This is a genomic window from Ruegeria sp. HKCCSA071, from assembly GCF_017872555.1.
In the GTDB taxonomy this organism is placed as follows: domain Bacteria; phylum Pseudomonadota; class Alphaproteobacteria; order Rhodobacterales; family Rhodobacteraceae; genus Ruegeria.
Genome location: NZ_JAEDOX010000002.1, coordinates 209,903 through 235,062 on the forward strand (window position 1 = coordinate 209,903; position 25,160 = coordinate 235,062).

Annotated in this window: 23 protein-coding genes; 7 read left to right on the forward strand and 16 right to left on the reverse strand. The window is 58.8% G+C overall.

Annotation, left to right across the window (positions count from 1 at the left end; genetic code table 11):
* Window positions 1-36: 36 nt before the first annotated feature.
* Window positions 37-942 carry a rhodanese-related sulfurtransferase gene (locus I9188_RS09025; RefSeq protein WP_209599600.1) on the reverse strand — a complete coding sequence of 302 codons (906 nt, stop codon included), beginning with the start codon at window positions 940-942 and terminating at the stop codon, window positions 37-39.
* Window positions 943-1,039: 97 nt separating this feature from the next.
* Between I9188_RS09025 and pncA the strand changes: the two genes are divergently transcribed.
* On the forward strand, window positions 1,040-1,633 hold the full coding sequence (pncA, locus tag I9188_RS09030) for a bifunctional nicotinamidase/pyrazinamidase (RefSeq protein WP_209505147.1): 594 nt from the start codon (window positions 1,040-1,042) through the stop codon (window positions 1,631-1,633).
* Here pncA and I9188_RS09035 read toward each other — a convergent pair.
* Window positions 1,630-2,163: a hypothetical protein gene (locus tag I9188_RS09035; RefSeq protein WP_209505148.1), complete on the reverse strand. Its 534-nt coding sequence runs from the start codon at window positions 2,161-2,163 to the stop codon at window positions 1,630-1,632. The two genes, pncA and I9188_RS09035, sit on opposite strands and share 4 nt — an antisense overlap.
* Window positions 2,164-2,327: 164 nt before the next feature.
* Here I9188_RS09035 and pncB point away from each other — a divergent pair, with 164 nt between their 5' ends.
* Both pncB and I9188_RS09045 read left to right on the forward strand, forming a co-directional pair.
* Window positions 2,328-3,620: a nicotinate phosphoribosyltransferase gene (gene pncB, locus I9188_RS09040; RefSeq protein ID WP_209505149.1), complete on the forward strand. Its 1,293-nt coding sequence runs from the start codon at window positions 2,328-2,330 to the stop codon at window positions 3,618-3,620.
* 87 nt (window positions 3,621-3,707) lie between these two features.
* On the forward strand, window positions 3,708-4,868 hold the full coding sequence (locus tag I9188_RS09045; RefSeq protein WP_209505150.1) for a hypothetical protein: 1,161 nt from the start codon (window positions 3,708-3,710) through the stop codon (window positions 4,866-4,868).
* A gap of 16 nt (window positions 4,869-4,884) precedes the next feature.
* Here I9188_RS09045 and I9188_RS09050 read toward each other — a convergent pair whose 3' ends face one another.
* Genes I9188_RS09050 through I9188_RS09065 form a run of 4 tightly spaced genes read right to left on the reverse strand, consistent with a single transcriptional unit; the run spans window position 4,885 to window position 9,723 of the window.
* On the reverse strand, window positions 4,885-6,336 hold the full coding sequence (locus I9188_RS09050; protein WP_209505151.1) for an aldehyde dehydrogenase family protein: 1,452 nt from the start codon (window positions 6,334-6,336) through the stop codon (window positions 4,885-4,887).
* Window positions 6,337-6,368: 32 nt separating this feature from the next.
* Window positions 6,369-7,967, reverse strand: a complete 1,599-nt coding sequence (locus I9188_RS09055) for a dipeptide ABC transporter ATP-binding protein (protein ID WP_209505152.1) — start codon at window positions 7,965-7,967, stop codon at window positions 6,369-6,371.
* Window positions 7,964-8,779 (reverse strand): ABC transporter permease, encoded by an 816-nt coding sequence (locus tag I9188_RS09060; protein ID WP_209505153.1) that lies wholly within the window; start codon window positions 8,777-8,779, stop codon window positions 7,964-7,966. Before I9188_RS09060 ends, I9188_RS09055 begins: the two co-directional genes overlap by 4 nt.
* Window positions 8,776-9,723, reverse strand: coding sequence for an ABC transporter permease (locus I9188_RS09065; protein ID WP_209505154.1), 948 nt, complete (start codon window positions 9,721-9,723; stop codon window positions 8,776-8,778). Before I9188_RS09065 ends, I9188_RS09060 begins: the two co-directional genes overlap by 4 nt.
* A 250-nt stretch (window positions 9,724-9,973) precedes the next feature.
* Between I9188_RS09065 and I9188_RS09070 the strand changes: the two genes are divergently transcribed.
* Window positions 9,974-10,978, forward strand: coding sequence for a helix-turn-helix domain-containing protein (locus tag I9188_RS09070; protein ID WP_209505155.1), 1,005 nt, complete (start codon window positions 9,974-9,976; stop codon window positions 10,976-10,978).
* An 8-nt stretch (window positions 10,979-10,986) separates the two neighbouring features.
* Here I9188_RS09070 and I9188_RS09075 read toward each other — a convergent pair whose 3' ends face one another.
* The 6 genes from I9188_RS09075 to I9188_RS09100 form a co-directional block, all read right to left on the reverse strand.
* The gene (locus tag I9188_RS09075) at window positions 10,987-11,547 is read right to left on the reverse strand and encodes a sarcosine oxidase subunit gamma (protein WP_209505156.1); all 561 of its coding nucleotides are present in this window, start codon (window positions 11,545-11,547) and stop codon (window positions 10,987-10,989) included.
* Complete coding sequence (locus I9188_RS09080) at window positions 11,540-14,485, reverse strand: sarcosine oxidase subunit alpha family protein (protein WP_209505157.1); 2,946 nt, start codon at window positions 14,483-14,485, stop codon at window positions 11,540-11,542. The genes I9188_RS09075 and I9188_RS09080 overlap by 8 nt, the downstream gene beginning before the upstream one ends.
* Entirely contained in the window at window positions 14,482-14,769 is a 288-nt protein-coding gene (locus tag I9188_RS09085) for a sarcosine oxidase subunit delta (RefSeq protein ID WP_209505158.1), read from the reverse strand. Before I9188_RS09085 ends, I9188_RS09080 begins: the two co-directional genes overlap by 4 nt.
* A gap of 13 nt (window positions 14,770-14,782) precedes the next feature.
* Window positions 14,783-16,033, reverse strand: a complete 1,251-nt coding sequence (locus tag I9188_RS09090; RefSeq protein ID WP_209505159.1) for a sarcosine oxidase subunit beta family protein — start codon at window positions 16,031-16,033, stop codon at window positions 14,783-14,785.
* Between the two features lie 247 nt (window positions 16,034-16,280).
* Window positions 16,281-17,342, reverse strand: a complete 1,062-nt coding sequence (locus tag I9188_RS09095) for a hypothetical protein (protein WP_209505160.1) — start codon at window positions 17,340-17,342, stop codon at window positions 16,281-16,283.
* A gap of 65 nt (window positions 17,343-17,407) precedes the next feature.
* Entirely contained in the window at window positions 17,408-18,895 is a 1,488-nt protein-coding gene (locus I9188_RS09100) for an ABC transporter substrate-binding protein (protein ID WP_209505161.1), read from the reverse strand.
* A gap of 167 nt (window positions 18,896-19,062) precedes the next feature.
* Here I9188_RS09100 and panB point away from each other — a divergent pair, with 167 nt between their 5' ends.
* From panB to glpK, 3 genes are all read left to right on the forward strand, one after another.
* Window positions 19,063-19,902: a 3-methyl-2-oxobutanoate hydroxymethyltransferase gene (gene panB / locus I9188_RS09105; protein WP_209505162.1), complete on the forward strand. Its 840-nt coding sequence runs from the start codon at window positions 19,063-19,065 to the stop codon at window positions 19,900-19,902.
* Entirely contained in the window at window positions 19,899-20,750 is an 852-nt protein-coding gene (gene panC, locus I9188_RS09110) for a pantoate--beta-alanine ligase (protein ID WP_209505163.1), read from the forward strand. Before panB ends, panC begins: the two co-directional genes overlap by 4 nt.
* Before the next feature lie 67 nt (window positions 20,751-20,817).
* Window positions 20,818-22,296, forward strand: coding sequence for a glycerol kinase GlpK (glpK, locus tag I9188_RS09115; protein WP_209505164.1), 1,479 nt, complete (start codon window positions 20,818-20,820; stop codon window positions 22,294-22,296).
* On the opposite strand, the gene smpB is transcribed toward glpK, so the two are convergent.
* The 4 genes from smpB to I9188_RS09135 all read right to left on the reverse strand — a co-directional run bounded on the left by smpB (window position 22,293) and on the right by I9188_RS09135 (window position 25,114).
* A complete protein-coding gene (gene smpB, locus I9188_RS09120; RefSeq protein WP_209505165.1) occupies window positions 22,293-22,769 on the reverse strand; it encodes an SsrA-binding protein SmpB in 477 nt (158 codons plus the stop codon). The genes glpK and smpB overlap by 4 nt on opposite strands.
* A gap of 58 nt (window positions 22,770-22,827) precedes the next feature.
* Window positions 22,828-23,370: an isopentenyl-diphosphate Delta-isomerase gene (gene idi / locus I9188_RS09125; protein ID WP_209505166.1), complete on the reverse strand. Its 543-nt coding sequence runs from the start codon at window positions 23,368-23,370 to the stop codon at window positions 22,828-22,830.
* Between the two features lie 200 nt (window positions 23,371-23,570).
* On the reverse strand, window positions 23,571-23,984 hold the full coding sequence (locus tag I9188_RS09130; protein ID WP_209505167.1) for a c-type cytochrome: 414 nt from the start codon (window positions 23,982-23,984) through the stop codon (window positions 23,571-23,573).
* A 113-nt stretch (window positions 23,985-24,097) separates the two neighbouring features.
* The gene (locus tag I9188_RS09135) at window positions 24,098-25,114 is read right to left on the reverse strand and encodes a P1 family peptidase (RefSeq protein ID WP_209505168.1); all 1,017 of its coding nucleotides are present in this window, start codon (window positions 25,112-25,114) and stop codon (window positions 24,098-24,100) included.
* Between the last annotated feature and the right edge of the window lie 46 nt (window positions 25,115-25,160).

Here is a 25,160-nt window from a genome sequence, read left to right on the forward strand (position 1 = left end):
ATCATCCGACCTAAAGCAAGGGCCTGCAACCCGCTTTCAGTCCTGCCGCAAATGCGGCTCGCCCCGCTTGCGCGCAAGCACTATCTGTTTTTGCCGTTCACGAAAGCGCATCTTGTCGGCCTCGGAGGTTTCGTCGATGCATTGGTGACAGGACACGCCATGTTCGTATTCGGGGCGTTTCATATCCTCGGGCAGGATCGGACGACGGCAGCCATGGCACAGCTTGTGCGGCCCTTCTACAAGGCCATGGCCAACTGAGACACGGTTGTCGAACACAAAGCATTCACCCTGCCAAGAGCTGTCTTCGGATGGCATCTCTTCAAGATAACGCAGGATGCCACCTTTGAGGTGATAGACATCCTCGACCCCCTGCCCCAACAGGTAATTGGTGGATTTCTCGCACCGGATACCGCCGGTGCAGAACATGGCAACGCGCTTGTTGTGAAAGCGATCTTTGTTCGCCTCCCACCAGGCCGGAAATTCGCGGAAACTGGCTGTTTCAGGGTCTATTGCACCTTCAAACGTGCCGATCGCCACTTCGTAGTCATTGCGGGTGTCGATCACCACGACATCGTCCGAACGGATCAGATCGTTCCAGTCCTGCGGGTCGACATAGTTGCCGACACGGGCGCGCGGATCGACATCCGGCTGACCCATGGTCACGATCTCTTTCTTCAGCCGCACCTTCATCTTGCCGAAAGGCGGATGGTCCGAGGTCGCCTCTTTCCACTCCAGATCCGAGCAACCGGGCAAGGCACGGATATGTGCCAAAACCGCATCGATCCCGGCGCGTGGGCCTGCGATGGTGCCGTTGATGCCTTCCTGTGCCAGCAACAGCGTCCCGGTGACAGACTGCGCGCGGCACAGATCAAGCAAGGGTTCGCGCAGTGCGACGGAGTCCGGGAATCGGGTAAAGTGATAGAGGGCAGCGATCGTGTACATATGCGCGATCTACCCCCGCAAACCCGGAGTCGCAAGGGATTGCATTGACGCCCCGGCCCCGGCCCCCTACCGATAAGGCAGTTATACGGAGGCTGCCATGACCCATGCCCTGCTTGTCATCGATGTCCAGAACGATTTCTGCCCGGGCGGTGCCTTGGCGGTGGCCGGAGGAGACGAAATCGTCGCGCCCATCAATGCCATGATGGAGGAGTTCGACGCCGTGATTCTGACGCAGGACTGGCATCCGGCGGGGCATTCTTCCTTTGCCAGCTCGCACAAAGGCAAAAGCCCGTTCGAGTTGATCGACATGCCTTATGGCCCGCAGGTGCTGTGGCCGGACCATTGCGTTCAGGACTCAAAGGGTGCTGCGTTTCACCCAGAACTGCGCACCGATGGTGATTTGATCCTGCGCAAGGGGTTCCGCAGTGGCATCGACAGTTACTCTGCGTTTTTCGAAAATGACCATCAGACGCCAACAGGCCTGAAAGGCTATCTTGAGACCCGAGGTATCACCCGTTTGACACTGGTTGGATTGGCGACCGATTTCTGCGTTCACTATTCGGCTGTAGACGCTGCCCGGTTGGGATTTGATGTCACAGTCCGTATGGATGCCTGCCGCGCGATTGACATGGACGGATCACTGGCTGCCGCCGAGCAGGCCATGCGCGATGCCGGTGTTACGCTGGCCTAAGGTGTCGCCCCGGCAGCAGCCAGCAGTTTGATCGTCACAAACAAAACAACGGCCAGCCCAAACGCCAACCCGATACGCCCCGAAATAGAACGCCGACGTTCCGAAACGGGTTGCTGTTGCTGTGGAGGCGCTTTGCGCACCTGACGCGTACGCACGATACCGGCCATGGGCTGCGCCATCCGAATGTAATGCAGAAAATCCCACAGGTTGAACTCGCCGCAATACTCCCCCTGAACGCCGCGCGATTTTATGTTCTCAAACAGAGAACGCAGAATCCTGACCCGGTCCACCTGATCTTCGGCCGGAAACACACCGGGCACGATGCCGCTGTTCCGCGACTCGAGGCTGAACCCGGCATCCAGGAAAATCTTGCGGATTTTCGGCGATGTTCCCCGTAGCGCATCCGCTGTTCTGATGTCGCGAAACACCGCACACACTTGGCGTTCCACATCAGAGTCTGACCCTAGCTTTTCCGGGTCAATTTCGTTCAGTGCTACATTAACAATATCAAAATCGTACTCGAGACCCATTCACAAACTCAGTTTCGTCTTTCCATCCCCTTCTCTCACTAACCGGCGAAAACAATGCACAATATGCCCGTATTGTGACGTCATGCTGGCATTGTAACCAAATCAGCGACTCTTGCCATTCCCGTTGTCGATTGATCTAACTACGGAAATCGCAGGAGTTCCCCATGGTCGACATCGCGACCCGTGTCTACAATCACAAATGGAAGATTGACCCGATTGTCCGGTCTTTAATCGACACAGACTTCTACAAACTGCTGATGTGCCAGTCAGTGTTTCGAAACAAGCCCCAAACAAACGTGGTGTTTTCCCTGATCAACCGGTCGAATCACGTGCCTTTGGCCCGTTTGATCGACGAAGGCGAGCTGCGGGAACAGCTGGATCATATCCGCACGCTTAGTCTCAGCCGAGGGGAAAGCACCTGGCTGCGGGGCAACATGTTCTATGGAAAACGCCAGATGTTCCGTTCCGATTTCATGGAATGGTTCGAGAATATGCGCCTGCCGCCCTACCACCTTGAACGCAAAGGCGATCAGTATGAGCTGACCTTTGAAGGCAAATGGCACGAGGTCATGTTGTGGGAAATTCCGGCGCTGGCGGTGCTGATGGAACTGCGCTCGCGTGCGGTGCTGAACGACATGCGCCGGTTTGCGCTACAGGTGCTATATGCCCGCGCGATGACCCGCGTGTGGGAAAAGATCGAAAAGCTGAGCACGATCAACGGTCTGGGGATCGCTGATTTCGGCACACGACGACGGCATTCCTTCCTGTGGCAGGACTGGTGTGTGCAGGCGATGATCGAAGGGCTGGGCCCCGCGTTTACCGGAACCTCGAACTGCCTGATCGCGATGCGGCGTGAGGTTGAGGCCATCGGCACCAACGCGCATGAGCTGCCGATGGTCTATTCCGCGTTGGCGGATACGGATGAAGCGCTGGCGCAGGCCCCATATGATGTTCTCAGCGACTGGCATGACGAACATGACGGCAACCTGCGCATCATCTTGCCCGATACCTACGGTACCAAGGGGTTTCTGGACAACGCGCCCGACTGGCTGGCGGGCTGGACCGGTATTCGCATCGACAGCGGCGATCCGGCTGCTGCGGCCGAGGTGGCCATCGACTGGTGGAACGCACGCGGTGAAGACCCGACCCAGAAACGGATCATTTTCTCGGACGGGTTGGACGTGGACAAAATCCAGGAATTGCATGCCCAGTTTGCGGGCCGCACCAAAGTATCCTTTGGCTGGGGTACCTTGCTGACCAACGATTTCCGCGGTCTGGTTCCAAATGACGCGCTGGCGCCGTTCTCATTGGTCTGCAAAGCCGTATCCGCCAATGGACGCCCGACGGTAAAGCTGTCGGACAACCCGGAAAAGGCGATGGGCCCGAAGGACCAGATCGAACGCTACAAGCGGGTGTTTGATGTCGGAACGCAAAAGGCGATCGAAGTGATCGTCTGAACCACGGCGGCGCATTCATCATTTGTCAGCAACTCACCTGATGTTAGTTTGGGTAGCATTCCCATTAAGCATTAAGGTTGAGATGCAATGATTTTTGAACCAAAGAACTTCTACGATACCGGCGGATCCCGGGATGAGCTTTCACTTTTTTCCTACGCTGCATACCTGATATCCCGCGCGCAGTTTCTGCGAGCCGAAGGCGATGACAGCGACCTTTTCCTGTTGGGCCGCGGTTTGGAAGAAACCGACGATGCTGTTTTGTCCAAACAGCTTGTCTTGCTCGGATTCCGACCAATTGACGACCGCCAAATGTCCGCCCGCGAATACATGCGTTTCTTTGATGGCCCCGGAGACCTACGGCCCGTTGACCTACTTACTTCGCCAGAGCCTGAGGGGTATTACCAACATTTGTTCGAGGCGATCCGAGCAGCAGAAGAACAGCCGAACGCCGAACATATTGACGCTGCTTTGAAGATTGGACTGGCGGCTCCTGATTCAATTGTTGCTCTTGCTGCGCTGAGTTCGTGCCTCAAACTGTATTCGCCAGAATCTTTTTCACCACGCCTTTGGCTTGGTGTGTTTACAGCACGTTGGGCACAATTGGATCTGCTCTCGCAAGATTTGCTTGCTGTATTGTCGTCCGCTCTGATTTCCGACCCGTCGATTTCGAGTGTTCCACCGGCGCCGCCGCAACAAATAACCGGTGTCCCGGGGTTGCTTCTTGTTCATGGCACTCACTTCGAAGTCAATCCTGACCCCACATGGTACTATCCCCATGTCGGAGATCTGCACAACTACATCAAGCCGCATCGTAACGACATCTATTCAGGGCAGAACTACTATGAATGGGAGGGCAGATGGTCTGATCGCGGTCGCCATATTGCTGCCAAACACTTGAAAAACTGGATAGATCTCGAGGTTTATCACGGCTGTGATGTGGTTGCCCACAGCCACGGCTGCAATGTCGTCATGAAAGCGGCCGAGATGGGGGCACATTTCAACAAAGTTGTTTTCTTAAGCTGCCCGGTACACTGGCATAAGTACAACCTGAATTCTGGCCGGATCAATGTGCCGTATTCAGTTCGGGTCTGGTTTGACTTCGTGATCCTGGCAGACGGCGGGAAACAAAAGTTCCCCGCCAGTGCCAACGTTGCCGACGAGGTGGTCGGAGGTTGGTTCAGTGGGCATTCTGCCACGCGAACATCGCAGATTTGGGGCAATCACGCGTTGGAAACAAAGCTGATCTGACTTGCCTGGGTAAGTGCTATCCGTGAAACGCGGCAACTGTCTTCAACTGTGAAAAGCCGTACAAAGCTTCGAACCCTTTTTCGCGGCCGTGGCCGGATTTTCCTACCCCACCAAACGGCAGTTCAACACCGCCGCCTGCACCGTAGTTATTGATGAAAACCTGACCTGAGTGCAGCGTTTTCGCCAACCGCATCTGCCGCGCACCGTCGCGTGTCCAGACACTGGCGACCAGGCCATAGTCGGTGCTATTGGCTATAGTTAGAGCCTGTTCTTCGGTGTCAAACGGGATCAGAACCTGAACGGGACCGAAGATTTCATCGCGGGCGAGCGGGTGATCCGGTGGCACGTCCGCGAACAAGGTGGGCCGGACATAAGCCCCGGTTTCCGGCGCATCCTTTGCGATCGTCCCTTCCGCCGCAATGATCAGATCGGCGCCTTTGTCCAGAAAGCTGTTTACGATCTGCTTTTGCCGGTCCGAGATCAGCGGTCCGACGCGAAAATCCTGCATCGCGGGTCCAACGCTGAGCTGTTCATAGGCCTCGGCCATGCGGGATTTGACCTGATCATAGACACCGCGCTGTACCAGAATGCGGGAGGAGGCCGAGCAGGTCTGCCCCGCGTTCTGAATGCCCGCATTCACCAGAAACGGCAGGGCGGCATCCAGATCGGCATCGTCAAACACCAACTGCGGGGATTTTCCGCCCAGTTCCAGCGTCACAGGCACAACGTTTCGCCCTGCGGCCTGCTGAACCAATGCACCCGTGGCCACCGAACCAGTGAACGAAATATGGTTGACCCCCGGATGCCCTGACAGAGCCGCACCCGCCTCGGCCCCCAGACCGGGCACAACATTCAGTGCACCTGCCGGCAGCCCGGCCTGTTGCGCAAGATGGGCAAAGGCCAGCGCGGTCAGACAGGCCTCTTCCGCCGGTTTCAGAACGCAGGCGTTGCCCATGGCCAGCGCGGCCCCGACCGAGCGCCCGATAATCTGCATCGGATAATTCCACGGCACGATGTGGCCTGTCACCCCATGCGGTTCGCGCAGTGTATAGACGGTGTAGCCATCGAGATAGGGAATGGTCTCACCCATCACCTTGTCCGCTGCACCCCCGTAGAACTCACAATAGCGCGCCAGCGCGATGGCATCGGCGCGGGCCTGTGTCAGCGGTTTGCCGACATCCATCGCCTCAAGCCGCGCCAGATCGTCCACGCGCTCCAGCACCAGCTGGCCCAGCCGGGTCAGGATGCGCCCACGCTCCAAGGCCGTCTTGCGCCCCCAGTCGCCCTTTAACGCAGTTCTGGCGGCGGCGACCGCCGCGTCAATATCCGCGCCCGAGCCGCGCGGGATCCGGCAAATCTCGGTTCCGTCTGACGGGTTGGTCAAAGGCAATGAGTCGCCCGATGCCGCAGGCGTCCAGTTTCCACCGATCAGGCACAGGGTGGGATCAAACCAGAGTGGTTGGGTCATTTTGGCCTCCATTCAGGCTCTAATAAGTAGTTTTACGCCGATAGCTTCCCGATTTCAGGCAGTTGGGGCGCGGCGGCGATCAGGGTTTGCGTGTAGGAATGCTGCGGGTCCGAGAATACCTGTTCAGTCCTGCCTTGTTCGACAATTCGCCCAGACTGCATCACCAGAACATGATCGGTGATGGTGCGAACCACACTCAGGTCGTGGCTGATGAACAGGTAAGTCAGATCATAAGCCTCGCAGAGTTCGGCAAGCAGATCGAGGATTTGGGCGCGCACCGATACGTCGAGGGCTGAGACCGCCTCATCAAACAGGATCAGTTCCGGCTGAATGATCAGAGCGCGGGCAATGGCAATCCGCTGGCGTTGCCCGCCCGAAAACTCGTGAATGTATTTGCCCGCATCATCAGGGCCGAGGCCCACTGCCGTCAGCATCTCTGCGATCCGGTCCTGGCGTTCGGAACCCTTTGGTGGCGTTTCCAACAGGTGAAAAGGTTCAGTGATCAGGCGCGCGACACGGTGGCGGGGATTGAAGCTGCCATAGGGATCCTGAAACACGACCTGCATCTTGCGACGCACCGCAAGGTTGGGCCTGTGGCCGGTGAAAACCGGCTGACCATCCAGCATAATCTGACCGGATTGGATATCTTCCAACCCTAGAATAGCCCGTGTTAGGGTCGATTTTCCACAACCTGACTCGCCCACCAGCCCCAAACGCTCCCCTCGGTTGAGGGTAAAGCTGACACCATCCACCGCGCGGTGGTGGCCCGGCGCGTCCAGCAGACCTTTGCGGGGAAGGCGGTAATCCCGGACGACCTGCGAAACCTCCAGAAGCGGGCGTTGCTGTGTAGGTTCAGGCAGAGTGACCTGATGACCCGAAGCTTCGAACAACATGCGGGTATAAGGGTGCTGCATATCTCGAAACAGGTTTCGCGTCGCGCCACTTTCGACGACCTCGCCGTGACGCATGACGACAATCTGATCGGCCATGTCCGAGACCACAGCCAGATCATGGGTGATCATCAGCAGGCCCATATCATATTCGCGAACCAGCCCTTTCAGCAGATCAAGGATCTGCGCCTGCGTGGTGACATCCAGCGCCGTGGTCGGCTCATCCGCGATCAAAAGCCTGGGACGCAATGCGATGGCCATTGCGATGACGACACGCTGACGCTGCCCGCCCGACAGCTCATGCGGATAGCGCGACAGAGGAAACCTGTCGGGCGGCAGTCCAACCCGCGTCAGCACCTCGGCAGCGCGGGTCCGGGCCTGAGCAGGAGGCATCGCCTTGTGGATCAGGATGGTCTCCATCACCTGATCGCCGATGGTTTTCACCGGGTTGAGCGCCGTCATCGGTTCCTGAAATACCATCCCGATGGACGCGCCACGCAAGGCGCACATCTCGGCCTCGGATTGGGTCAGCAGGTTTGCGCCGTCCAGTCGGATTGCGCCTTCTGCCGTTGCCCCGTTTGGCAGAAGCTGCATCACAGCCAGCGCCGTCATGGACTTGCCCGACCCGCTTTCACCTGTCACCGCCACGATTTGGCCCGGGTCGATGGACAGGTTCACCCGTTTCAGGATCGGCACCCCGTGGATCGACAGGGACAGGTTTCCGACTTGCAGCAACATCATGCCCGCGCCACCCTGATCCTTGGGTCCAGCCAGTCGCGCAGACCGTCACCAAGCAGGTTCAAACCCAGCACGGTGACAATGATGGCAAGGCCCGGAATCAGAGCCAAATGCGGGGCAAAACTGACCATTGTCTGCGCGTCTGCCAGCATCCGGCCCCAACTGGGCGTCGGCGGCTGTGCGCCCAGACCGACATAGGACAGGCCCGCCTCGGCCAGAATACCCAGTGAAAACTGGATGGTGCCCTGAACGATCAGCAGGTTGGCGACATTGGGCAGGATGTGTTCGGCTGATATCCGTGCGGCACCTTTGCCCGACACACGTGCGGCAAGGATGAACTCGCGCTCCCACAGCGACAATGCGGCCCCGCGGGTGATGCGGGCAAAGACGGGGATGTTGAAAATACCGATCGCAATGATCGCGTTGATGGCCCCGGCACCAAACACTGCCGTGATCAGAATGGCGATGACCAGTGAGGGAAAGGCAAAGACCAGATCGTTGCCACGCATGATCACCTCATCCAGCCACGACCCTTTGCGTGCAGCGGCTGTCAGGCCAAGGGGTACGCCCAGCGCCATGCCGATCCCCACGGCCACCAGCGCCACCGCAATCGAAGTGCGCGCTCCGACCATGATCATCGAGAACATGTCCCGACCGAAGTGATCCGTCCCGAACCAGTGCAGTGCATCGGGCGCCTGAAGCTTGTTGGGGATATCCAGCGCGGCATTGTCGTAGGGTGTCCAGACAAACGAGATCAGCGCCGCCAGCACCACCAGCGACGACAGCGCGGCGCCAAGGATCAGGTTGCGGCTCATGACCTGCTCCTTAGCCTTGGGTCAACGGCTGCGTAGGCCAGATCCACCAGAAAATTCACGGTAATGACGGCAAAGACCAGCAGCATCACCACCGATTCAACCACTATCAGATCGCGGGCCGAAATGGCCTGAAACACCAACCGCCCGAGGCCGGGCAGGTAAAACACCTGTTCGATGATGATCGACCCGGCCAGCAGGAAGGAAAACTGCAAGCCGATGATCGTCAGCACCGGGATCAGCGCGTTCCGCACCCCGTGCCGCCACAGGGCCTGACGACGTGACAATCCCTTGGCCCGCGCGGTGCGCATGAAATCCTCACCCAGAATGTCCAGCAGCGCGGATCGCATGACGCGGGCCAGGATCGCGGCCTGAGGAAGGGCCAGCGCAACGGCGGGCAAGGTCAGCGAGCGCAGCCCTGCCCAAAGACCCTCACCCCAGCCAACAAACCCACCGGCATTGAACCAGCGCAGGTTAATGGCGAAGATCAGCACCAGCATCATCGCGAACCAGAAATTCGGCACCGCGATACCAAGCTGTGTCGCCCCCATCACCGCCAGATCCCCGGGCTTGCCCCGGCGCGCAGCGGCATAGATCCCGGCGGGGAAGGCAATCAGCGTGGACAGCGTGAGCGCATACAAAGCCAAGGGCAGCGATACCCACAGCCGGTCTGCAATCATCTGCGACACCGGTGTGCGATAGGTGTAAGAGGTTCCAAAATCCCCGGCAACCATCCCCCCGACCCAGTTGAAATACCGCTGTATCCTTGACCCATCCAAACCCAGTTCAGCCCGCAGCGCGGCCAGCGTATCTTCCTGCGCGTTGACACCCAACATGAACGATGCCGGGTCCCCCGGCGCGACCTCGATCACGGTGAAGATAACCACCGAGGCGACGGCAAGGCTGACAAGCAATGAGATCAGTCGTTTAAGGGTATAGCGAAGCATTGAGGCCACGTTAGGGTCTCAGCCGTCACGGGTCCAGCATCTACGTCACCGGCAGACCTGCAAAACCTTTTTCCCTTTCAGCCTTTCAATCCGAATGCGGGCCCTGACCCCGATTTACACCAAGATTGTTGCGCGTTTTTCGATTTCGCGCGTTCCGTGTTTTGCTACACTTGTTCGAACCGGTTCCGCAGGCCAGAGCGGCCAAGAACCAATCCGGGCCGAACCAGGATTTACTGATAGTGTAGCGCTCATGCTGACAGAAAATAGAATTGAGATCGGGTTTCTGCTGTTCGATGGCTTTCCGATGGCTTGCCTGACCTCGGTCATTGAACCGCTGCGCGCCGCAAATGAGATCGCCGGGCAAGAGGCATTTCGCTGGTCTCTTGTGGCGGAAAACGGGGGAAAGGTTCGCTCCAGCGCTCAAGTGCGTTTTGAGGCTGAACGCAACCTCGCAGACTGCCAGCCGATTGATATTCTGTTCCTGCTCAGCAGTCCGACCTCGGGCTTCAGAAACCCGGCCCAGGGGAATGGTGCGTTGCGGGCTTTGTCACGGCACGGGACAATTCTGGGCGGCATCAGCGGCGGCGTTTTCCCGCTCGTGCGGTCGGGAGTCATGACCGGCCATCCGGTATCGGTGCACTGGTGTTACGAAGCCGCTTTTCTCGCCGAGTTTCCACAGATCGATGCACGGCGCGAAGTGATCGTGTCGGATGCCACGCGGTATACAGCGGCCGGGGCGGCGGCCGCGTTTGATCTGGCCCTGCATCTGATTCAGGACCGGTTGGGCGGCGAAGTCGCGCATGAGGTGGCCTGCTGGTTCCAACATCCGATGATGCGAGGGGAAGGTGTTCAGCAACAGGTGCCCAGTGCAAGCAAACCTGCCACGGGTGAAAAGCTGCCGCCGCTTGTGGCGCGATGTGTCGACCTGTTCGCAAGCCGTATCGGCAATCCGATCTCGATCGCGGACATAGCGGATCAAACGGGCGTCACACCCCGCCAGGTCGAGCGCGCCTTCAAACAGGCCACGGGGCAAAGCCCCAGCCACTATTTCCGCTCCATGCGGATGAAGGCGGCCCGTCAGATGGTTGTCTATACCAAAGACCCTATTGCCGACATTGCTGCGGCCATCGGATACAGCTCGGTCACGCCGTTGGTGACACACTACCGGTCCGCCTTTGGTTTAAGCCCCAGCGAAGACCGGCGACGGATCAACCGGTTTCGGGTCGAGGACAACGCCCCGCTGCCCTCAAGCTGATCTTGCCTTCAAAGCGCCGATTTCATTGCGGCCACAATCGCATGATGCAGTGACCCGGCAGACGATCTTGGCCCGTAGACGCTGAACGAACCAGAAGCACGGCACAGGACGAAACACCCCAGGTGATGGATAGACGTGCGGGATGCGGCACCGGCCGCCATTTTTCGGCAATCCAGACTGCTTAGCAATTCCAGCACTGCCAACACGCCCTCTCCGTCCAGATCAAACCTGACCCATGCGTCTGTCTGTTCGGAAACCGATGCGGTGTCCCCAGTGTTTTCTTTCACCAGATGCGCCAGATCTTCATGCGTTTCAAAAGGCGCTTCGATCATCCATTGATCAGGCCCGGTCCAGAAGGCAATGATCGGTCCGCCGGTAAATTTCCCGACGGCGGGCGTTTCAGCGCCGATCAATTGGGATACGGCATTCCGGGTTTTGTCTTCCCGACCCTGCCGAGCGGCGACCGAGGCCAGCGCCACACCCGGAGTTTCGGTACAGGTCACGCTTCCGACCCTGTCGATCTTGGGTTCGGTTCCACCCAGCGCGGTTATTGCTACAAGATCATGCACGGAGCCGTTCTCCCTCGGGGTCGACGAAATGGGCCGAGACGATTTCAACCTCGACCGTCAGATCGGTCACTGGCGACACAAGGCGCATCTTTTCGCCCTGACGTGTGCCGCCGTTTTTCAAAAAGCCAAGGCCGATATGGCTGTCCAGCGACGGCGAAAATGCCGCCGATGTGACGTAGCCCTGATCATGGGCAGCGTCCACGGGACCCGTGGCATCCATCAGATGCCCTCCGGCGGTTACCTTGTCGCCAGCGTTCACAGGCTTGATGCCAACCATCATCAAAGCGCCTGGTTCGTTCAGCCCTTCACGCTCGGACAGGATCGAGCCGATGCTGTCTTTATTCTTGGATACCATCCGACCCATTCCAAGGTTCAGGGCGGTGGTGGTTCCGTTCAACTCGTTGCCTGCGGCGTGACCCTTTTCGATCCGCATGACGCCCAGCGCTTCGGTGCCGTAGGGTACGACATCGAACTCTTCGCCTTCCTGCATCAAACGCCGCATCAGCGCGTCGCCGTATCGCGATGGAACCGCGATTTCAAAGGCCAATTCGCCCGAGAAGGAAATCCGGAACAACCGCGCCCGCAACCCGCCGCATACGGTGATGTTGCCGCAAGCCATGAACGGGAAGCCTTCGTTCGAGATGTCAAACTCGGGATCCACGATCTTTTGCAGCAGTTTGCGCGAATTGGGTCCGGCAACCGCGTATTGTGCCCAGGCTTCGGTGGTCGAGATCAGCTGCACATCCATGTCCGGGAACAGGCATTGCCGGACAAATTCCATATGCTGGTAGACCTTGACCGCATTGGCTGTTGTGGTGGTGACCACGAAATGATCCTCGGCCAGACGCGCGGCGGTGCCGTCATCCATCGCAATTCCGTCTTCGCGCAACATCAGCCCATAGCGGGTTTTGCCGACGGCCAGTTTGGCAAATCCGTTGCAATAGACCCTGTTCAGGAAATCCGCCGCATCCGCACCCTGAACATCAATCTTTCCAAGCGTCGTGCAGTCGCACACCCCGACCGAGGCGCGGGTCTGGCGCACCTCCCGGTCCACGGATTCCCGCCAATGGGTTTCACTGGGCAGCGGGAACCACTGCGCGCGCAGCCAATTGCCGACCTCGACAAACACCGCGCCGCGTTCCTTGGCCCAGTAATGTGACGGGGTCAGGCGAGTGGGATGAAACTCCTTGCCTTTCATCCGGCCAGCAAAGGTTGCAATCGGAACGGGTGTATAGGGCGGGCGGAAGATCGTTGTGCCGGTTTCCGGAATGGACTTACCCGCAAGCTCGGCCATGATCGCAAGCCCGCCCATGTTCGATGTCTTGCCCTGATCGGTGGCCATGCCCAAGGTGGTATAGCGTTTCAAATGCTCGACCGAGCGGAACCCTTCCTGATGGCTGAGCTTCACATCTTTGACGGTCACGTCATTCTGCTGATCCAGCCACGCGCGGCTGCAACCCTGAACATACCAGAACGGTGTCTGCGAGATCGGGGTATCCTCGGCCTTAGGCAGATCGGGCAGCGGGCCTTTCAGGCCCAGCGCCTGCGCCGCGCCTTCTGCCCCGGATTGCAGGGCGCCATGGGTGGACATCACACCATTTGCCGCCCCCGCGACGGACAGCCCAGGCGGCAAGTCCGCTCCGGGGACAAAGGCCGCCAGATCGTCGTTCCACGCGGGACGCCCTCGTTGATGGCAGGTCAGATGCACGTTGGGGTTCCAGCCACCCGAGACGCCAAGCGCCCCGCAGTCCAGCGTGCGCGACGACCCGTCTGCCAGCTCAACCTCGACAAAGGTCAGCCCCAGTCGGCCTTTGGTGTCCCTGACCTGCGCGCCCCGCAGAACCTCATAGTCATGGCTGGTCGGAGCGTCGTCACGAACGTCGACGACGGCAGCAATCCTGATACCTTTTGCGTGCAGATCCGCAGCTGTGCGGTGGCCGTCATCGTTGTTCGTAAAGATGGCGACACGTTGCGCCGCCGTGGTTGCAAACCGATTGGCATAGGTGCGCAGAGCACTTGCCAGCATGATGCCAGGCCTGTCGTTGTTTTCAAACGCGATGGGCCGCTCGGTCGCGCCAGCGCATAACAGGGCGCGTTTGGCGTAGATGCGCCAGAGTATCTGGCGCGGTTTACCGGAAGGCAGAGAAGCAAGATGATCGCCCGTCCGCTCAACTGCACCATAGATGCCGTGATCAAAGGCACCGATCACGGTCGTGCGCGGCATCAGGCGGACGTTGGGCATTGCTGACAGTTCAGCGACACTCTGCTTAACCCATTCGGTCGCATCGCCGTCGTTCAGCGAAAAGGTTTCACTGTTGAGCCGCCCACCAAGTGCGAAATCCTCATCCGCAAGAATGACCTCGGAACCGGCCCGGCCCGCAGTCAGTGCCGCCATCAATCCGGCTGGACCCGCGCCGATAATCAGCAGATCGCAATGCCGGAAACCCTTGTCATACTCATCGGGATCTTCCTGCATCGACAATGACCCAAGACCGGCCGCGCGGCGGATCATCGGCTCGTACAGCTTTTCCCAGAATGCGGCAGGCCACATGAAGGTTTTGTAGTAGAACCCCGCCGTCAGAAAGGTCGAGAATCTGTCGTTGATCGCCAGAGCGTCGAATTTCAAGCTGGGCCAGCGGTTTTGGGAATGGGCTTCAAGCCCCTCGAACATCTCAACGGTCGTGACACGGGTGTTGGGTTCCTGACGGTTGCCGGTGCGCAGTTCGACAAGGGCGTTGGGTTCTTCCGAACCGGCAGTCAGCACGCCACGCGGGCGATGGTATTTGAACGACCGGCCCATCAGGCGCACGCCATTGGCCAGAAGGGCCGAGGCCAGCGTATCGCCTGGATGCGCAGAGTAACTGCGATTGTCGAATTTGAAGTTCAGGGTTTTGGTGCGGTCGATCTGACCGCCGCTCAGCCTGTTGTCTTGAGTCATTTGGAGCGCCCCTGTGCCCGGGCCACGTCACGGGCCAGTTCCACCTTGGAAATCTCATGTGTCGCGGTATTGCGGGTCACGACCAGCCAGGATCGGTCGCCCCCCTCATGGAACCACAACTCGCGGTGTTCGCCGGCTGGATTGTCGCGCAGATAGGCGTAGTCATAAAACGCTTCGGTCGCGTCTTCGGCCTGCCAGTCGGGCCTGTTGATCAACGAGGCGTCTCCCAGATAGACGAATTCGGAACTGTCACGCGGGCCCAGCAAGGGATGATGGATGATCATGGTGCTGCTCCCCTCAGTGCAGGTTGGGCTGGTTGCCCATGCCTTTTTCGTCGATCATGCGGCCAGTGCGGAACCGGTCGAACCGGTAGGCGGTTGCGGTCGGGTGCGGTTCATCCTTTGCCAGCAGATGCGCAAAGCAAAACCCCGACGCCGGAGTTGCCTTGAACCCGCCGTAGCACCAGCCGCCATTGAAATAGAGGCCATCTATGCCGGTCCGGTCGATGATGGGCGATCCATCCATGGACATGTCCATGATCCCGCCCCACATCCGCAGCAGGCGCGCGCGACCAATCATCGGCATCAGGGCCATGCCGCCCTCGCAGACATCTTCGACCACGGGCAGGTTGCCGCGTTGTGCGTACGAATTGTACCCGTCGATATCGCCGCCAAAGACCAGCCCGCCCTTGTCGGACTGGCTGACATAGAAATGCCCCGCGCCAAAGGTGATCACGCCGGGCAGAACCGGCTTCAGACCTTCTGAAACGAAGGCTTGCAGGACATGGCTTTCGATTGGCAACCGCATACCCGCCATGCCCATGACACGCCCTGAATTTCCGGCCACGGCACAGCCAACCTTGCCTGCGCCAATGAACCCTTTCGAGGTTTCAACGCCCAGACATTTTCCGTTTTCGATACGGAAACCGGTCACTTCGCAGTTTTGGATGATATCGACACCGTGGCTGTCCGCCGACCGGGCATATCCCCAGGCCACCGCGTCGTGCCGAACTGTGCCGCCGCGCCGCTGCGCCAGCCCGCCCTTGATCGGGAACCGGGCATCGTTGAAGTTCAGGAACGGGTATTCCTTGCGCACCTGTTCGGCATCCAGCAGCTCGGCATCCGCGCCGTTCAGGATCATGGCGTTGCCACGTCGCGTAAAGGCGTCGCGCTGGGCGTCTGTGTGGATCAGGTTGATGATCCCGCGCTGGCTGACCATCGCGTTGTAGTTTACGTCCTGCTCAAGACCTTCCCACAGTTTCAGCGAGAACTCGTAGAAAGGTTCGTTGCCGTCCAGCAAATAATTCGAGCGGATGATGGTTGTATTGCGCCCGACGTTGCCGCCACCGATCCAGCCTTTTTCAATCACCGCCACATTGCGGAGGCCAAATACCTTGGACAGGTAATGCGCCGTTGAAAGGCCATGACCGCCACCGCCGATGATGACGATGTCGTAATGTGGCTTGGGTTCTGGCTCGCGCCAGGCCGGTGTCCACCCTTTGTGCCCGGTAAGAGCCTCTTTGATGACCTTGAAACCAGAGTATCGCATGAATCGGACCTTTTTTTTCAGAATCCGCTAAAAAACGGGTTTTGGATACTCTTGAATCCGACATCTGTTGTGTTGAATCAGACACCACGGCAATCAGAAGGGCGTGCTAAATCTTGCGATTTTCCTATCGCTGGCAGCGCGCGGTGTGCGCCACCTTAGTCCTGCAACGCCGACAAGGGTCAGAACAGCCGGTAGCCCATGGCTATCCACACGATTTCAGAAATACATAGAATGTGGGGTTCAGCCCCTAAGACGTCATCAGAAAGGCAAAAACGGCATAGCCGATGATGGCGGCATATCCCAACGGGTAAATCCATTTGATCGCGTAATTGTCGAGCTTTCTGGCCGTCTCTTCCCGACCGGACGTTTTCAATTTGCGCAGCATCACGCTGAAGACGATAATCGTTCCTGTCATCAGGAACATGCATTGCAGAATGAAATCCAGAAACGTCAGATAGCCAAGCTTGGGCAAGTCAGCGGAAATGGCCCAGTTGAAGGCCACAAAGACCAACAGATTGCCGCCTGCGATCTCGATCCGTTTCCGGTATTCATCCAGAAAGAACAGCGCCCATCCCACTGTGATCAGCACCAGCATCGGCAGGAATATGCGGATGGTGTAATATGTCAGGTGCCGGGTGCCTTCGAAGACAAGTTCCACCCGGTCGCTTTCGTTGCCCGACAAACCGGTCGTCGTTGACGTCAGAGCCCTGGCATTGCCAAGTATCCACTCCTCTTCGCCCAGCATGTCACCCAGGCCGGAGTATTCATCAAGCGAGTGATAGTGAACGAATTGCGAAGGAAACACCGATACGACCTCGAAGTGAAACTCCTGCGTATCGAACGGGTATTTGCGAAAGTTGAAATGCGGAGCCTGCAAGGTCAGCGAGGATTTTTCGACAAAGGTCACGTGACCGTCATGACGCACGGCAACTGCGGATTCATGAATCCATCGATTGGACTGTTGGTTATGGATAACAAAAGCCGGGGTTACGACATCCAGCTCAGCGGCGTATTTCACGAAAGCGGGCGGTTCAAAAACCCGAAAATCACGACCAAGGCTTGCCGCATCAAACGCCAGTTCCGGGTCTGTCCATTCGAACCGCAGTACAACCACGGCACCATAGTTTTCGGATTGCTGATCGACGCCGGTAATCTGGTCGATCTTGATACCAACCCCGACTTTCAGCGGGTTGTCCGGGGTTCCCACCAGCGTATCCTGCTGCCCTTGGAACAAGCCCTGCGCAAAAACAGCGCCTGGAAGGACAGACGCGAAAAGCAAAAGAACGAAACCTGCAAACAAGCTTTTCATGATCGTTAGAAACGCATTTCGCAATGGTGAGACTGGGCCCGTTAAGCAGGCCCAGCCAACTGATGTCATTCAGACCAGGAAATGGCGGTCAGGTCGATTGCCGCAGTCGGTGCGTTTTCCCACAGGCCCTGAACACCGGCCTTGGCGACGCCTAGCTTGGCCAGCTGGAACAGGTACCCATTGACATAATCGTTCGAGATGAGGCGCTGTGCCTCACCCAGAAGACGGGTCCGTTCCTCGGGATCGGTGGTGGTGTTCAGCGTCTCCATCAGCGTCTGAAAGTCGATGCTGTCATACTGGAAGTAATAGTCGGGCCGCGCATAGATGCCGATATCCATCGGTTCGGTATGGCTGACGATGGTCAGACCAAATTCCTTGCCCTTGAACACCGATTCCAGCCACTGGGCCCATTCGACGTTGATGATCTCGGCCGTGATGCCGACCTCGGCCAGCTGTGCGGCGATGATTTCACCGCCCCGGCGCGCATAAGATGGTGGTGGCAAGTGCAGAGTTGTCTCGAACCCGTTTTCAAATCCCGCCTCTGCCAGCAAAGCCCTGGCCTTTTCGGGATCATACGCGGACTGGCCCGTCAGATCGACATAAGCGGGGTTGTGTGGCGCAAAATGCGTGCCGATAGGGGTGCCGTACCCGAACATGGCGCCGTCGATGATGGCCTGCCGGTCAATCGCATGGGCCAACGCCTGCCGGACCCGAATATCATCGAATGGCGGCTGTTTGTTGTTGGTGGACAGGATCGTTTCCCCCTCGGTCGATCCAACCAGAACCTGAAACCGCGGGTCAGCCTCGAACTGGGGCAGGTTTTCCGGTGCCGGGAAGTTGTCGAACACGTCCACATCTTCGGCCATCATAGCCGCGAAAGCGGCGGTCGGGTCTGAGATGAATTTGAACGTCGCAGTCTCTAAAGCGGGTTGATCGCCCCAATAATTGGGGTTGCGGTTCAGTGTTATGCTGTCGCCCTGAACCCAGTCGCCAAAGGTAAATGCACCTGTGCCAACCGGGTTTGTCTTTATGTTCTCGATGCTTTCAGGCGCGACGATCACCGCGTCACCCCAGGCAAGATTGAACAGGAAGTTGCCGTTCGGATCGGCCAGGGTGATCCTGACTGTCAGCGGATCCACGGCCTCGACGCTTTCGATCCCTGCAAACAGGGCCTTCTGCGCGTTGGCGCTGTCTTCGGCTGTGGCCCGGTCAAGGCTGAACTTGACATCCTCGGCATCCATGGTCGTGCCGTCATGGAAAGTCACGCCGTCGCGCAATTTGAAGGTATAAGTTTTGCCGTCTTCGGAAATCTCCCAGCTTTCGGCAAGACCGGGCACGACCGAGCCGTCGCCCATGAAACGGGTCAAACCTTCGAAGATGTTGGTATAGACAACCGAATCGATGGCCTGAGCTGCTGCGCTGGTCGGATCCAGATGCGGGGGTTCCAGCTGCATGGCGATGGTGATGTCGGATTTGGCCAAAACCTGCGTCGCCAACAGGCTGGCGCCGATCGCCACGGTCGACGCGAATGTCCGAAGCACGTGTTTTGTCATGTGAACTCTCCCAACTAAAATCTGCGCCCATGTTTTCCGGGCCGTTTTATCGGCAGTGTTCCTTTAAACCTGAGGTCAATCAAGGGAATGTTCGCGCAACCGGGGTTTCTTTGGCCCCGACCGATCTGCTATGCCGCACTGCAACATAAGCCCTGCAGGAGCCAACCATGAGCGCCACCGCCCGCAAAAAGGCCCCGAACGCCGAAGATATTCGCGCCCGAAAAGGCGGCGTGCCTCTGGTCTCGCTGACCGCATACACAACGCCTATGGCGCGCCTGATGGACACGTATTGTGACTTTGTTCTTGTGGGGGACAGCGTCGGAATGGTTTTGCACGGGCTGGAATCCACCCTTGGTGTCACGATGGAGATGATGATCCTGCACGGTCAGGCCGTCGCACGCGGGTTGAGCACGGCGATGATGGTCATCGACATGCCGTTTGGCAGCTATGAGGAAAGCCCGGCACAGGCGTTTCGCAACGCGGCGCGGCTGATGGCGGAAACCGGTGCGGGGGCAGTCAAGCTGGAAGGCGGTGTCGAGATGGCTGAAACCATCCGCTTTCTGGTCAGGCGCGGCATCCCGGTGATGGCGCATATCGGTCTGACCCCGCAATCGATCAACACGCTGGGCGGTTACAAGGTGCAGGGCCGTGACGAACAGGCCGAGACTGTGATGGCAGATGCCTGCGCCGTGGCCGAGGCTGGCGCGTTTTCCGTTGTGCTTGAGAAAGTGCCGCAAGGTCTGGCCGACAGGATCACCGAACAGGTTGCCATCCCCACCATCGGAATCGGAGCGTCAGCTGGTTGCGACGGGCAGATTCTGGTCGTCGATGACATGGTCGGCTTTTTCACCGCCTTCAAACCCAAATTCGTCAAACGCTATGCCGAGCTCGGCCCATTGGCCGAAGCCGCCATCGCAGATTACGCGGCCGAAGTGCGTGCGCGGACATTTCCGGCCGACGAACATGTCTTTGCTGATCAGGCTCCGGCGAAAGGACCTAAGACGTGACCGCGCCGATCCTGCGCTCGCTGGCGGAACTGCGAACCAAGACGACAGAGTGGCACCGTGCAGGTGACGTAATCGGCGTTGTTCCAACCATGGGCGCACTGCACGAAGGGCATTTGTCGCTGGCGCAGGCCGCCAACGATAACTGTGACCGGGTGATCGTGACGATCTTTGTGAACCCCAAGCAGTTCAACAACCCCGAAGATCTGGCGAACTATCCCCGCACGGAACATGAAGACGCCCAAAAGCTGGCCCCTTATAGCGTGGATGCGATCTATGTGCCGGACCCTCAGGAAATCTATCCCGACGGCTTTTCCACCACGGTATCCGTGACCGGTTTGACCGACATGATGGAAGGCCCCTTTCGCCCCGGCCATTTCGAAGGCGTGGCAACTGTAGTGGCCAAGCTGTTCCTGCAAACGCAGGCGGATCGAGCCTATTTCGGGGAAAAAGACTACCAGCAGTTGCTGGTGGTGCGCCGCATGGCCCGCGATCTGGACATTCCCATCAAGGTTGTCGGCTGCCCAACCGTGCGCGAACCGTCAGGTTTGGCGATGTCGTCACGCAATCTGCTTTTGTCGCCCGGGGGCGTAAAGGTCGCGTCCCGCATGAACGAGATCATGCGGCGAGTAGCGGAAAAACTTGCCGCGGGCAAGGATTTCGCGGCGCTGGCGCAAGACGCAAAAACCACTTTGCTGGACGCCGGTTTTACCGAAGTGGAATATATCGATCTGCGCTGCGCCGAGACGCTGGAAAGCCTGCCCAATGCCAGCAAACCCGCGCGCTTGTTCGTTACGGCCTGGGCCGATGGCGTCCGCCTTATCGACAATATTCCCGTCGATCCGGTCTGATTTCTGCTCTGGCCCCGGCGCTGTTGTTTGCGCTAAAGTCGCGCAAATGACACCGGGGAGAGCGGACATGACCTTTATTCTGGCAATTGATCAGGGCACCACGTCCTCGCGCGCGATCCTGTTCGACGGGCAGATGAACCGTGTTGGCACCGCTCAGCAGGAGTTCCCCCAGCATTTCCCGCAAGAAGGTTGGGTTGAACACGACCCCGAGGATATCTGGTCCAGCGTCCTGCATGTGTGTCGCGAGGTGATGGAAAGCGCCGGTGTTTCGGCTGACCAGATCACCGGCATCGGCATCACCAACCAGCGTGAAACCACCGTGGTCTGGGACAAGAACACCGGCAAGGCCATCCATAACGCAATTGTCTGGCAGGACCGCCGCACCGCCGAAATCTGCGCCCGCTACAAGCAAGCAGGCTGTGAAGATGACGTCACCGCCCAGACCGGCCTGCTGCTGGACCCTTATTTCTCGGGCACCAAGGTCAAATGGCTGCTGGACACCGTTTCAGGCGCACGCGCGCGGGCTGAGGCCGGAGAGTTGCTGTTCGGCACCATCGACAGTTTCCTGATCTGGCGGCTGACCGAAGGTCGTGTCCATGCCACTGACGCCACCAACGCCGCCCGCACCCTGCTGTTCGACATTCACAAAGGCGCCTGGAGCGCTGAGATTTGCGAGTTGCTGGATGTACCCATTCAAATGTTGCCGAATGTGCAGGATTGCGCCTCGGATTTCGGCGCAACCACCTTGCTTGGTGGGAACATCCCCATTCTGGGCGTGGCAGGCGATCAGCAGGCGGCCACCATCGGTCAGGCCTGTTTCCAGCCCGGTATGATGAAATCAACCTATGGCACGGGCTGTTTCGCGCTGCTGAACACGGGTGCGCAGCCAGTTGAATCGAAAAACCGCCTGCTGACGACAATCGCTTACCAATTGGATGGTCAGCGCACCTATGCGCTGGAAGGGTCGATCTTTATCGCCGGGGCCGCCGTGCAATGGCTGCGCGACGCGTTGCAGATCATCGATTCGGCCCCGCAAAGCGGTGATCTGGCTGCGCAGGCCGACCCGAACCAGCATGTGATTCTGGTGCCGGCGTTCACGGGCCTTGGGGCGCCTTACTGGAAGCCAGATTGCCGCGGTGCGATGTTCGGGCTGACACGCAATTCCGGCCGGGCCGAGATTGCCCGCGCCACGCTGGAAAGCATCGCCTTTCAGACCCGCGACCTGTGGCACGCCATGCAGGGCGACTGGGGGGCCGAGGCGGATGTCATCCTGCGCGTCGACGGCGGGATGAGTGCATCTGACTGGACCATGCAGGGTCTTTCAAATTGTCTGGGTGCCCCGGTGGATCGCCCGGTTATGCAGGAAACAACCGCCCTTGGCGCCGCATGGCTGGCAGGTATGAAAGCCGGGATTTACCCGGATCAGGCCGGTTTTGCCGAAACATGGGCGCTGGACCGGCGGTTCGAGCCAACGCAAGAGCAAACCGAACGCGACGCGGCCTATGATCGCTGGCAACGCGCGGTACAGGCGGCGATGGCGTTCTAGCTGTGATCTTTCAACAAGCGCTGCTTTTGCCGTGACCAGTCGCGCTTGGCCTGGGTTTCGCGCTTGTCGTGGGTTTTCTTACCCTTGGCGATGCCGATTTTGATCTTGGCCAATCCTCTGTGGTTGAAATACAAAACCAGCGGCACCAGCGTCATGCCCTTGCGCTGCGTCGCGTTCCACAGGTTCGACATCTGCTTGCGGGACACCAGCAGTTTGCGGCGGCGGCGCTCTTCGTGCTTGAACATCTTGGCCTGCTCATACGGCGCGATATAGCTGTTGACCAGCCACAGCTCTCCGTCATCGACCGTGGCATAGCTTTCGGCGATGTTCGAGCCGCCCGCGCGCAGGGATTTGACCTCGGACCCTTGTAGAATGATGCCACATTCAATGTCCTCTTCGATCGCGTAATCGAAGCGGGCGCGCCGGTTTTCGGCGATTACCTTGTAATTCGGGTCTGTCTTCTGCTTGGCCATGACGCGTTGATTTAGGCGGCTTGAGCCGCCCTTGCAAGGCAGGGATTTTCGGAGAGCGTCAGGATTTGGCTGAAATGATCAGGTCCGGGCCGAAAATCGTGTCCGCATGGTTGTGCAAGTAGATCTTGAGCCACGGTGTAAACCGGTCCGGGTGGCGGGCCACTTCGGCCAGCAGGTCATGGTAGTCGATCCAGCGGATATCCATGACTTCGTCCGGATCAGGCGCGATTTTCAGCGGTCCGCGCACATGGGCCAGAAAAACGTCGACCACTTCGTTTTCCACCATGCCGTTCCCAACATCGGCGTGGTATTCCAAACGGTGACGGTATTCAGGGTAAAGACCTGTGATCCCTAGTTCTTCGTTCAAACGGCGCACGGCGCAGGTTGAGGAGCTTTCGTCCCAGTCGGGGTGCGTGCAGCAAGTGTTCGCCCACAGGCCGGGCGTGTGGTATTTGCCCAGAGCCCGACGCTGCAACAAAATCTCGGTGCCCCTAACGACAAACACCGACACGGCCTTGTGCTTGAGGCCCTTTTCGTGAGCTTCAAGTTTGTCTACCGGGGTCAATTCACCATTGACCCAAGCCGGGATCATAATGCCCATCTGTCCTCTCCTGTTGCCAATCCGCCTGACGGGCGCTGATGTTGGGTTTAGCTGTTGCCGGGTCGGCTTGGCGTTGCGGCACACTCTGCGGTTTGCCGTCAGATACCAAAGTGGCGCTGTTCTACACTGGTATCAATCGCACCAAAGGCCGCAGGGGCTGCGGCCTTTGGTCCTTGTGCGTGGGTGCACAATTTTAGCGTTTATTCACCTGATACACTGACGATATAGGCAAAGACGTCTTCGCTGCCACTTTTCAACTTGAAGGTCATTTTCGACTTGGCAGCGGTGTCGTCCAGATAAGATTTCAGGAAGCCCTTAGGATCCTGCGTGTAATCCACAAAGGACGCCTCATCCCAGACCAAACCCTTCTCACCGGCTGCGACGATGCTGTCGCCATATTTGAAGTCTTCGTAGGTTCCGGCAGTGCGGCCAGCGACACCATAGAGGTTGGGACCGGTTTTGCCCCCTTTGACGATGACTTCTCCGGCCGGGTCAGCGATCATGTGGCAGGATTTGCATTTGTTGAAAGCTTTCTCACCGGCTTCGGCATCGCCTTCGGCGTAGGCGGGCAACGCCAGCAGGCCGGCGATTGCGGTAGCGAGGATACGATTCATAGCTTGTGCTCCGATACAAATTGGCTGCACCGAATGGACCCCCGGCGCAACAAAGTGTCAACGCGCAGATTGCCGCGCGCGCCTACTGTGCCACTGCGACAAATGGCCTGTCCTTAACTTAAGTCATGTGCAGCACCCCAGCAGGGCAACAGGTCACCTTTTGCCGGGGTCGCCAGAAAAATCGCCCGCGCGATGGCGCGGGACAGGCACAGCGAAGCCACATGCCCGATGATGCCCAGCTCGGCCTCGGATGCGATGGGGCGGGCGCCGGTACTGATGCCAAAAACCAGATCACCGTCTCCGGGTGTGTGTGCGGGAAGGATGGCACGGGCAATTCCGTCGTGGGCGGCCACAGCCAGCCTTTTGCATTGTGGCTTGGTCAATGCGGCATCGGTGGCAACGATGGCGATGGTCGTGTTTGTCTGTTCGGGTTGCGCTGGACTCATGGCCATCGCCTTGCGGCTGGGGCGGATCCGGCTTTGATCCGGCGACATATCGGGGCCCAGCCCGCCAAATTCATCGCCAGCTTCGAAGGGTGCTGCCCAGAAATGCCGGTCACCCGGTGTCGTGACACTGCCCAGCGGGTTCGCCGCAACGAGGGCCCCGACCGTGACCCCGCCAGGCAGAATGGACGAAGCAGAGCCAAGCCCGCCCTTCTGCATTGCGGCCAACGCCCCGGTGCCCGCCCCGACGGACCCCAAATCAAAATCTTTTGAAGCGGCCAGATAAGCGGCTCGCCCCAGCGCACGATAGGGGTTTTCCGCCCAATCCTTTGCACCGCCATTGAGCAGATCAAACAGGATCGCGCCGGGAATGATCGGAACCTTCGCGGACCCGACGGGAAATCCGCGCCCTTCGGCCCGCATCGCATCTGAAACACCCGAGCAGGCGTCCAGTCCAAATGCCGATCCGCCGGACAGAACCAGCGCGTCCACCCCTGTGACGGTTTTATCAGGCGCAAGCAGATCGGTTTCGCGCGTACCCGGTGCCCCGCCCATCACATGGACCGACGCTACAAACGGTTTATCTGCCGTGAGAACCGTGGTCCCGGACTTCAGAGCGTCGTCCTGTGCGTTTCCAACCTTCAGGCCGGGGACATCGGTAATCAGGTTTCTTGGTCCAGGGATCATCTTGAACTCGGGATTGGTGCGGGGAAGCGCGCGGGCGCGCGCTGCC

What these genes read in the sequence shown, in the direction of transcription:
- I9188_RS09025 (WP_209599600.1), bottom strand. Translation starts at nt 942, where the DNA reads ATGTACACGATCGCTGCCCTCTATCACTTTACCCGATTCCCGGACTCC.
- pncA (WP_209505147.1), top strand. Translation starts at nt 1,040, where the DNA reads ATGACCCATGCCCTGCTTGTCATCGATGTCCAGAACGATTTCTGCCCG.
- I9188_RS09035 (WP_209505148.1), bottom strand. Translation starts at nt 2,163, where the DNA reads ATGGGTCTCGAGTACGATTTTGATATTGTTAATGTAGCACTGAACGAA.
- pncB (WP_209505149.1), top strand. Translation starts at nt 2,328, where the DNA reads ATGGTCGACATCGCGACCCGTGTCTACAATCACAAATGGAAGATTGAC.
- I9188_RS09045 (WP_209505150.1), top strand. Translation starts at nt 3,708, where the DNA reads ATGATTTTTGAACCAAAGAACTTCTACGATACCGGCGGATCCCGGGAT.
- I9188_RS09050 (WP_209505151.1), bottom strand. Translation starts at nt 6,336, where the DNA reads ATGACCCAACCACTCTGGTTTGATCCCACCCTGTGCCTGATCGGTGGA.
- I9188_RS09055 (WP_209505152.1), bottom strand. Translation starts at nt 7,967, where the DNA reads ATGATGTTGCTGCAAGTCGGAAACCTGTCCCTGTCGATCCACGGGGTG.
- I9188_RS09060 (WP_209505153.1), bottom strand. Translation starts at nt 8,779, where the DNA reads ATGAGCCGCAACCTGATCCTTGGCGCCGCGCTGTCGTCGCTGGTGGTG.
- I9188_RS09065 (WP_209505154.1), bottom strand. Translation starts at nt 9,723, where the DNA reads ATGCTTCGCTATACCCTTAAACGACTGATCTCATTGCTTGTCAGCCTT.
- I9188_RS09070 (WP_209505155.1), top strand. Translation starts at nt 9,974, where the DNA reads ATGCTGACAGAAAATAGAATTGAGATCGGGTTTCTGCTGTTCGATGGC.
- I9188_RS09080 (WP_209505157.1), bottom strand. Translation starts at nt 14,485, where the DNA reads ATGACTCAAGACAACAGGCTGAGCGGCGGTCAGATCGACCGCACCAAA.
- I9188_RS09085 (WP_209505158.1), bottom strand. Translation starts at nt 14,769, where the DNA reads ATGATCATCCATCATCCCTTGCTGGGCCCGCGTGACAGTTCCGAATTC.
- I9188_RS09090 (WP_209505159.1), bottom strand. Translation starts at nt 16,033, where the DNA reads ATGCGATACTCTGGTTTCAAGGTCATCAAAGAGGCTCTTACCGGGCAC.
- I9188_RS09095 (WP_209505160.1), bottom strand. Translation starts at nt 17,342, where the DNA reads ATGAAAAGCTTGTTTGCAGGTTTCGTTCTTTTGCTTTTCGCGTCTGTC.
- I9188_RS09100 (WP_209505161.1), bottom strand. Translation starts at nt 18,895, where the DNA reads ATGACAAAACACGTGCTTCGGACATTCGCGTCGACCGTGGCGATCGGC.
- panB (WP_209505162.1), top strand. Translation starts at nt 19,063, where the DNA reads ATGAGCGCCACCGCCCGCAAAAAGGCCCCGAACGCCGAAGATATTCGC.
- glpK (WP_209505164.1), top strand. Translation starts at nt 20,818, where the DNA reads ATGACCTTTATTCTGGCAATTGATCAGGGCACCACGTCCTCGCGCGCG.
- smpB (WP_209505165.1), bottom strand. Translation starts at nt 22,769, where the DNA reads ATGGCCAAGCAGAAGACAGACCCGAATTACAAGGTAATCGCCGAAAAC.
- idi (WP_209505166.1), bottom strand. Translation starts at nt 23,370, where the DNA reads ATGGGCATTATGATCCCGGCTTGGGTCAATGGTGAATTGACCCCGGTA.
- I9188_RS09130 (WP_209505167.1), bottom strand. Translation starts at nt 23,984, where the DNA reads ATGAATCGTATCCTCGCTACCGCAATCGCCGGCCTGCTGGCGTTGCCC.
- I9188_RS09135 (WP_209505168.1), bottom strand. Translation starts at nt 25,114, where the DNA reads ATGATCCCTGGACCAAGAAACCTGATTACCGATGTCCCCGGCCTGAAG.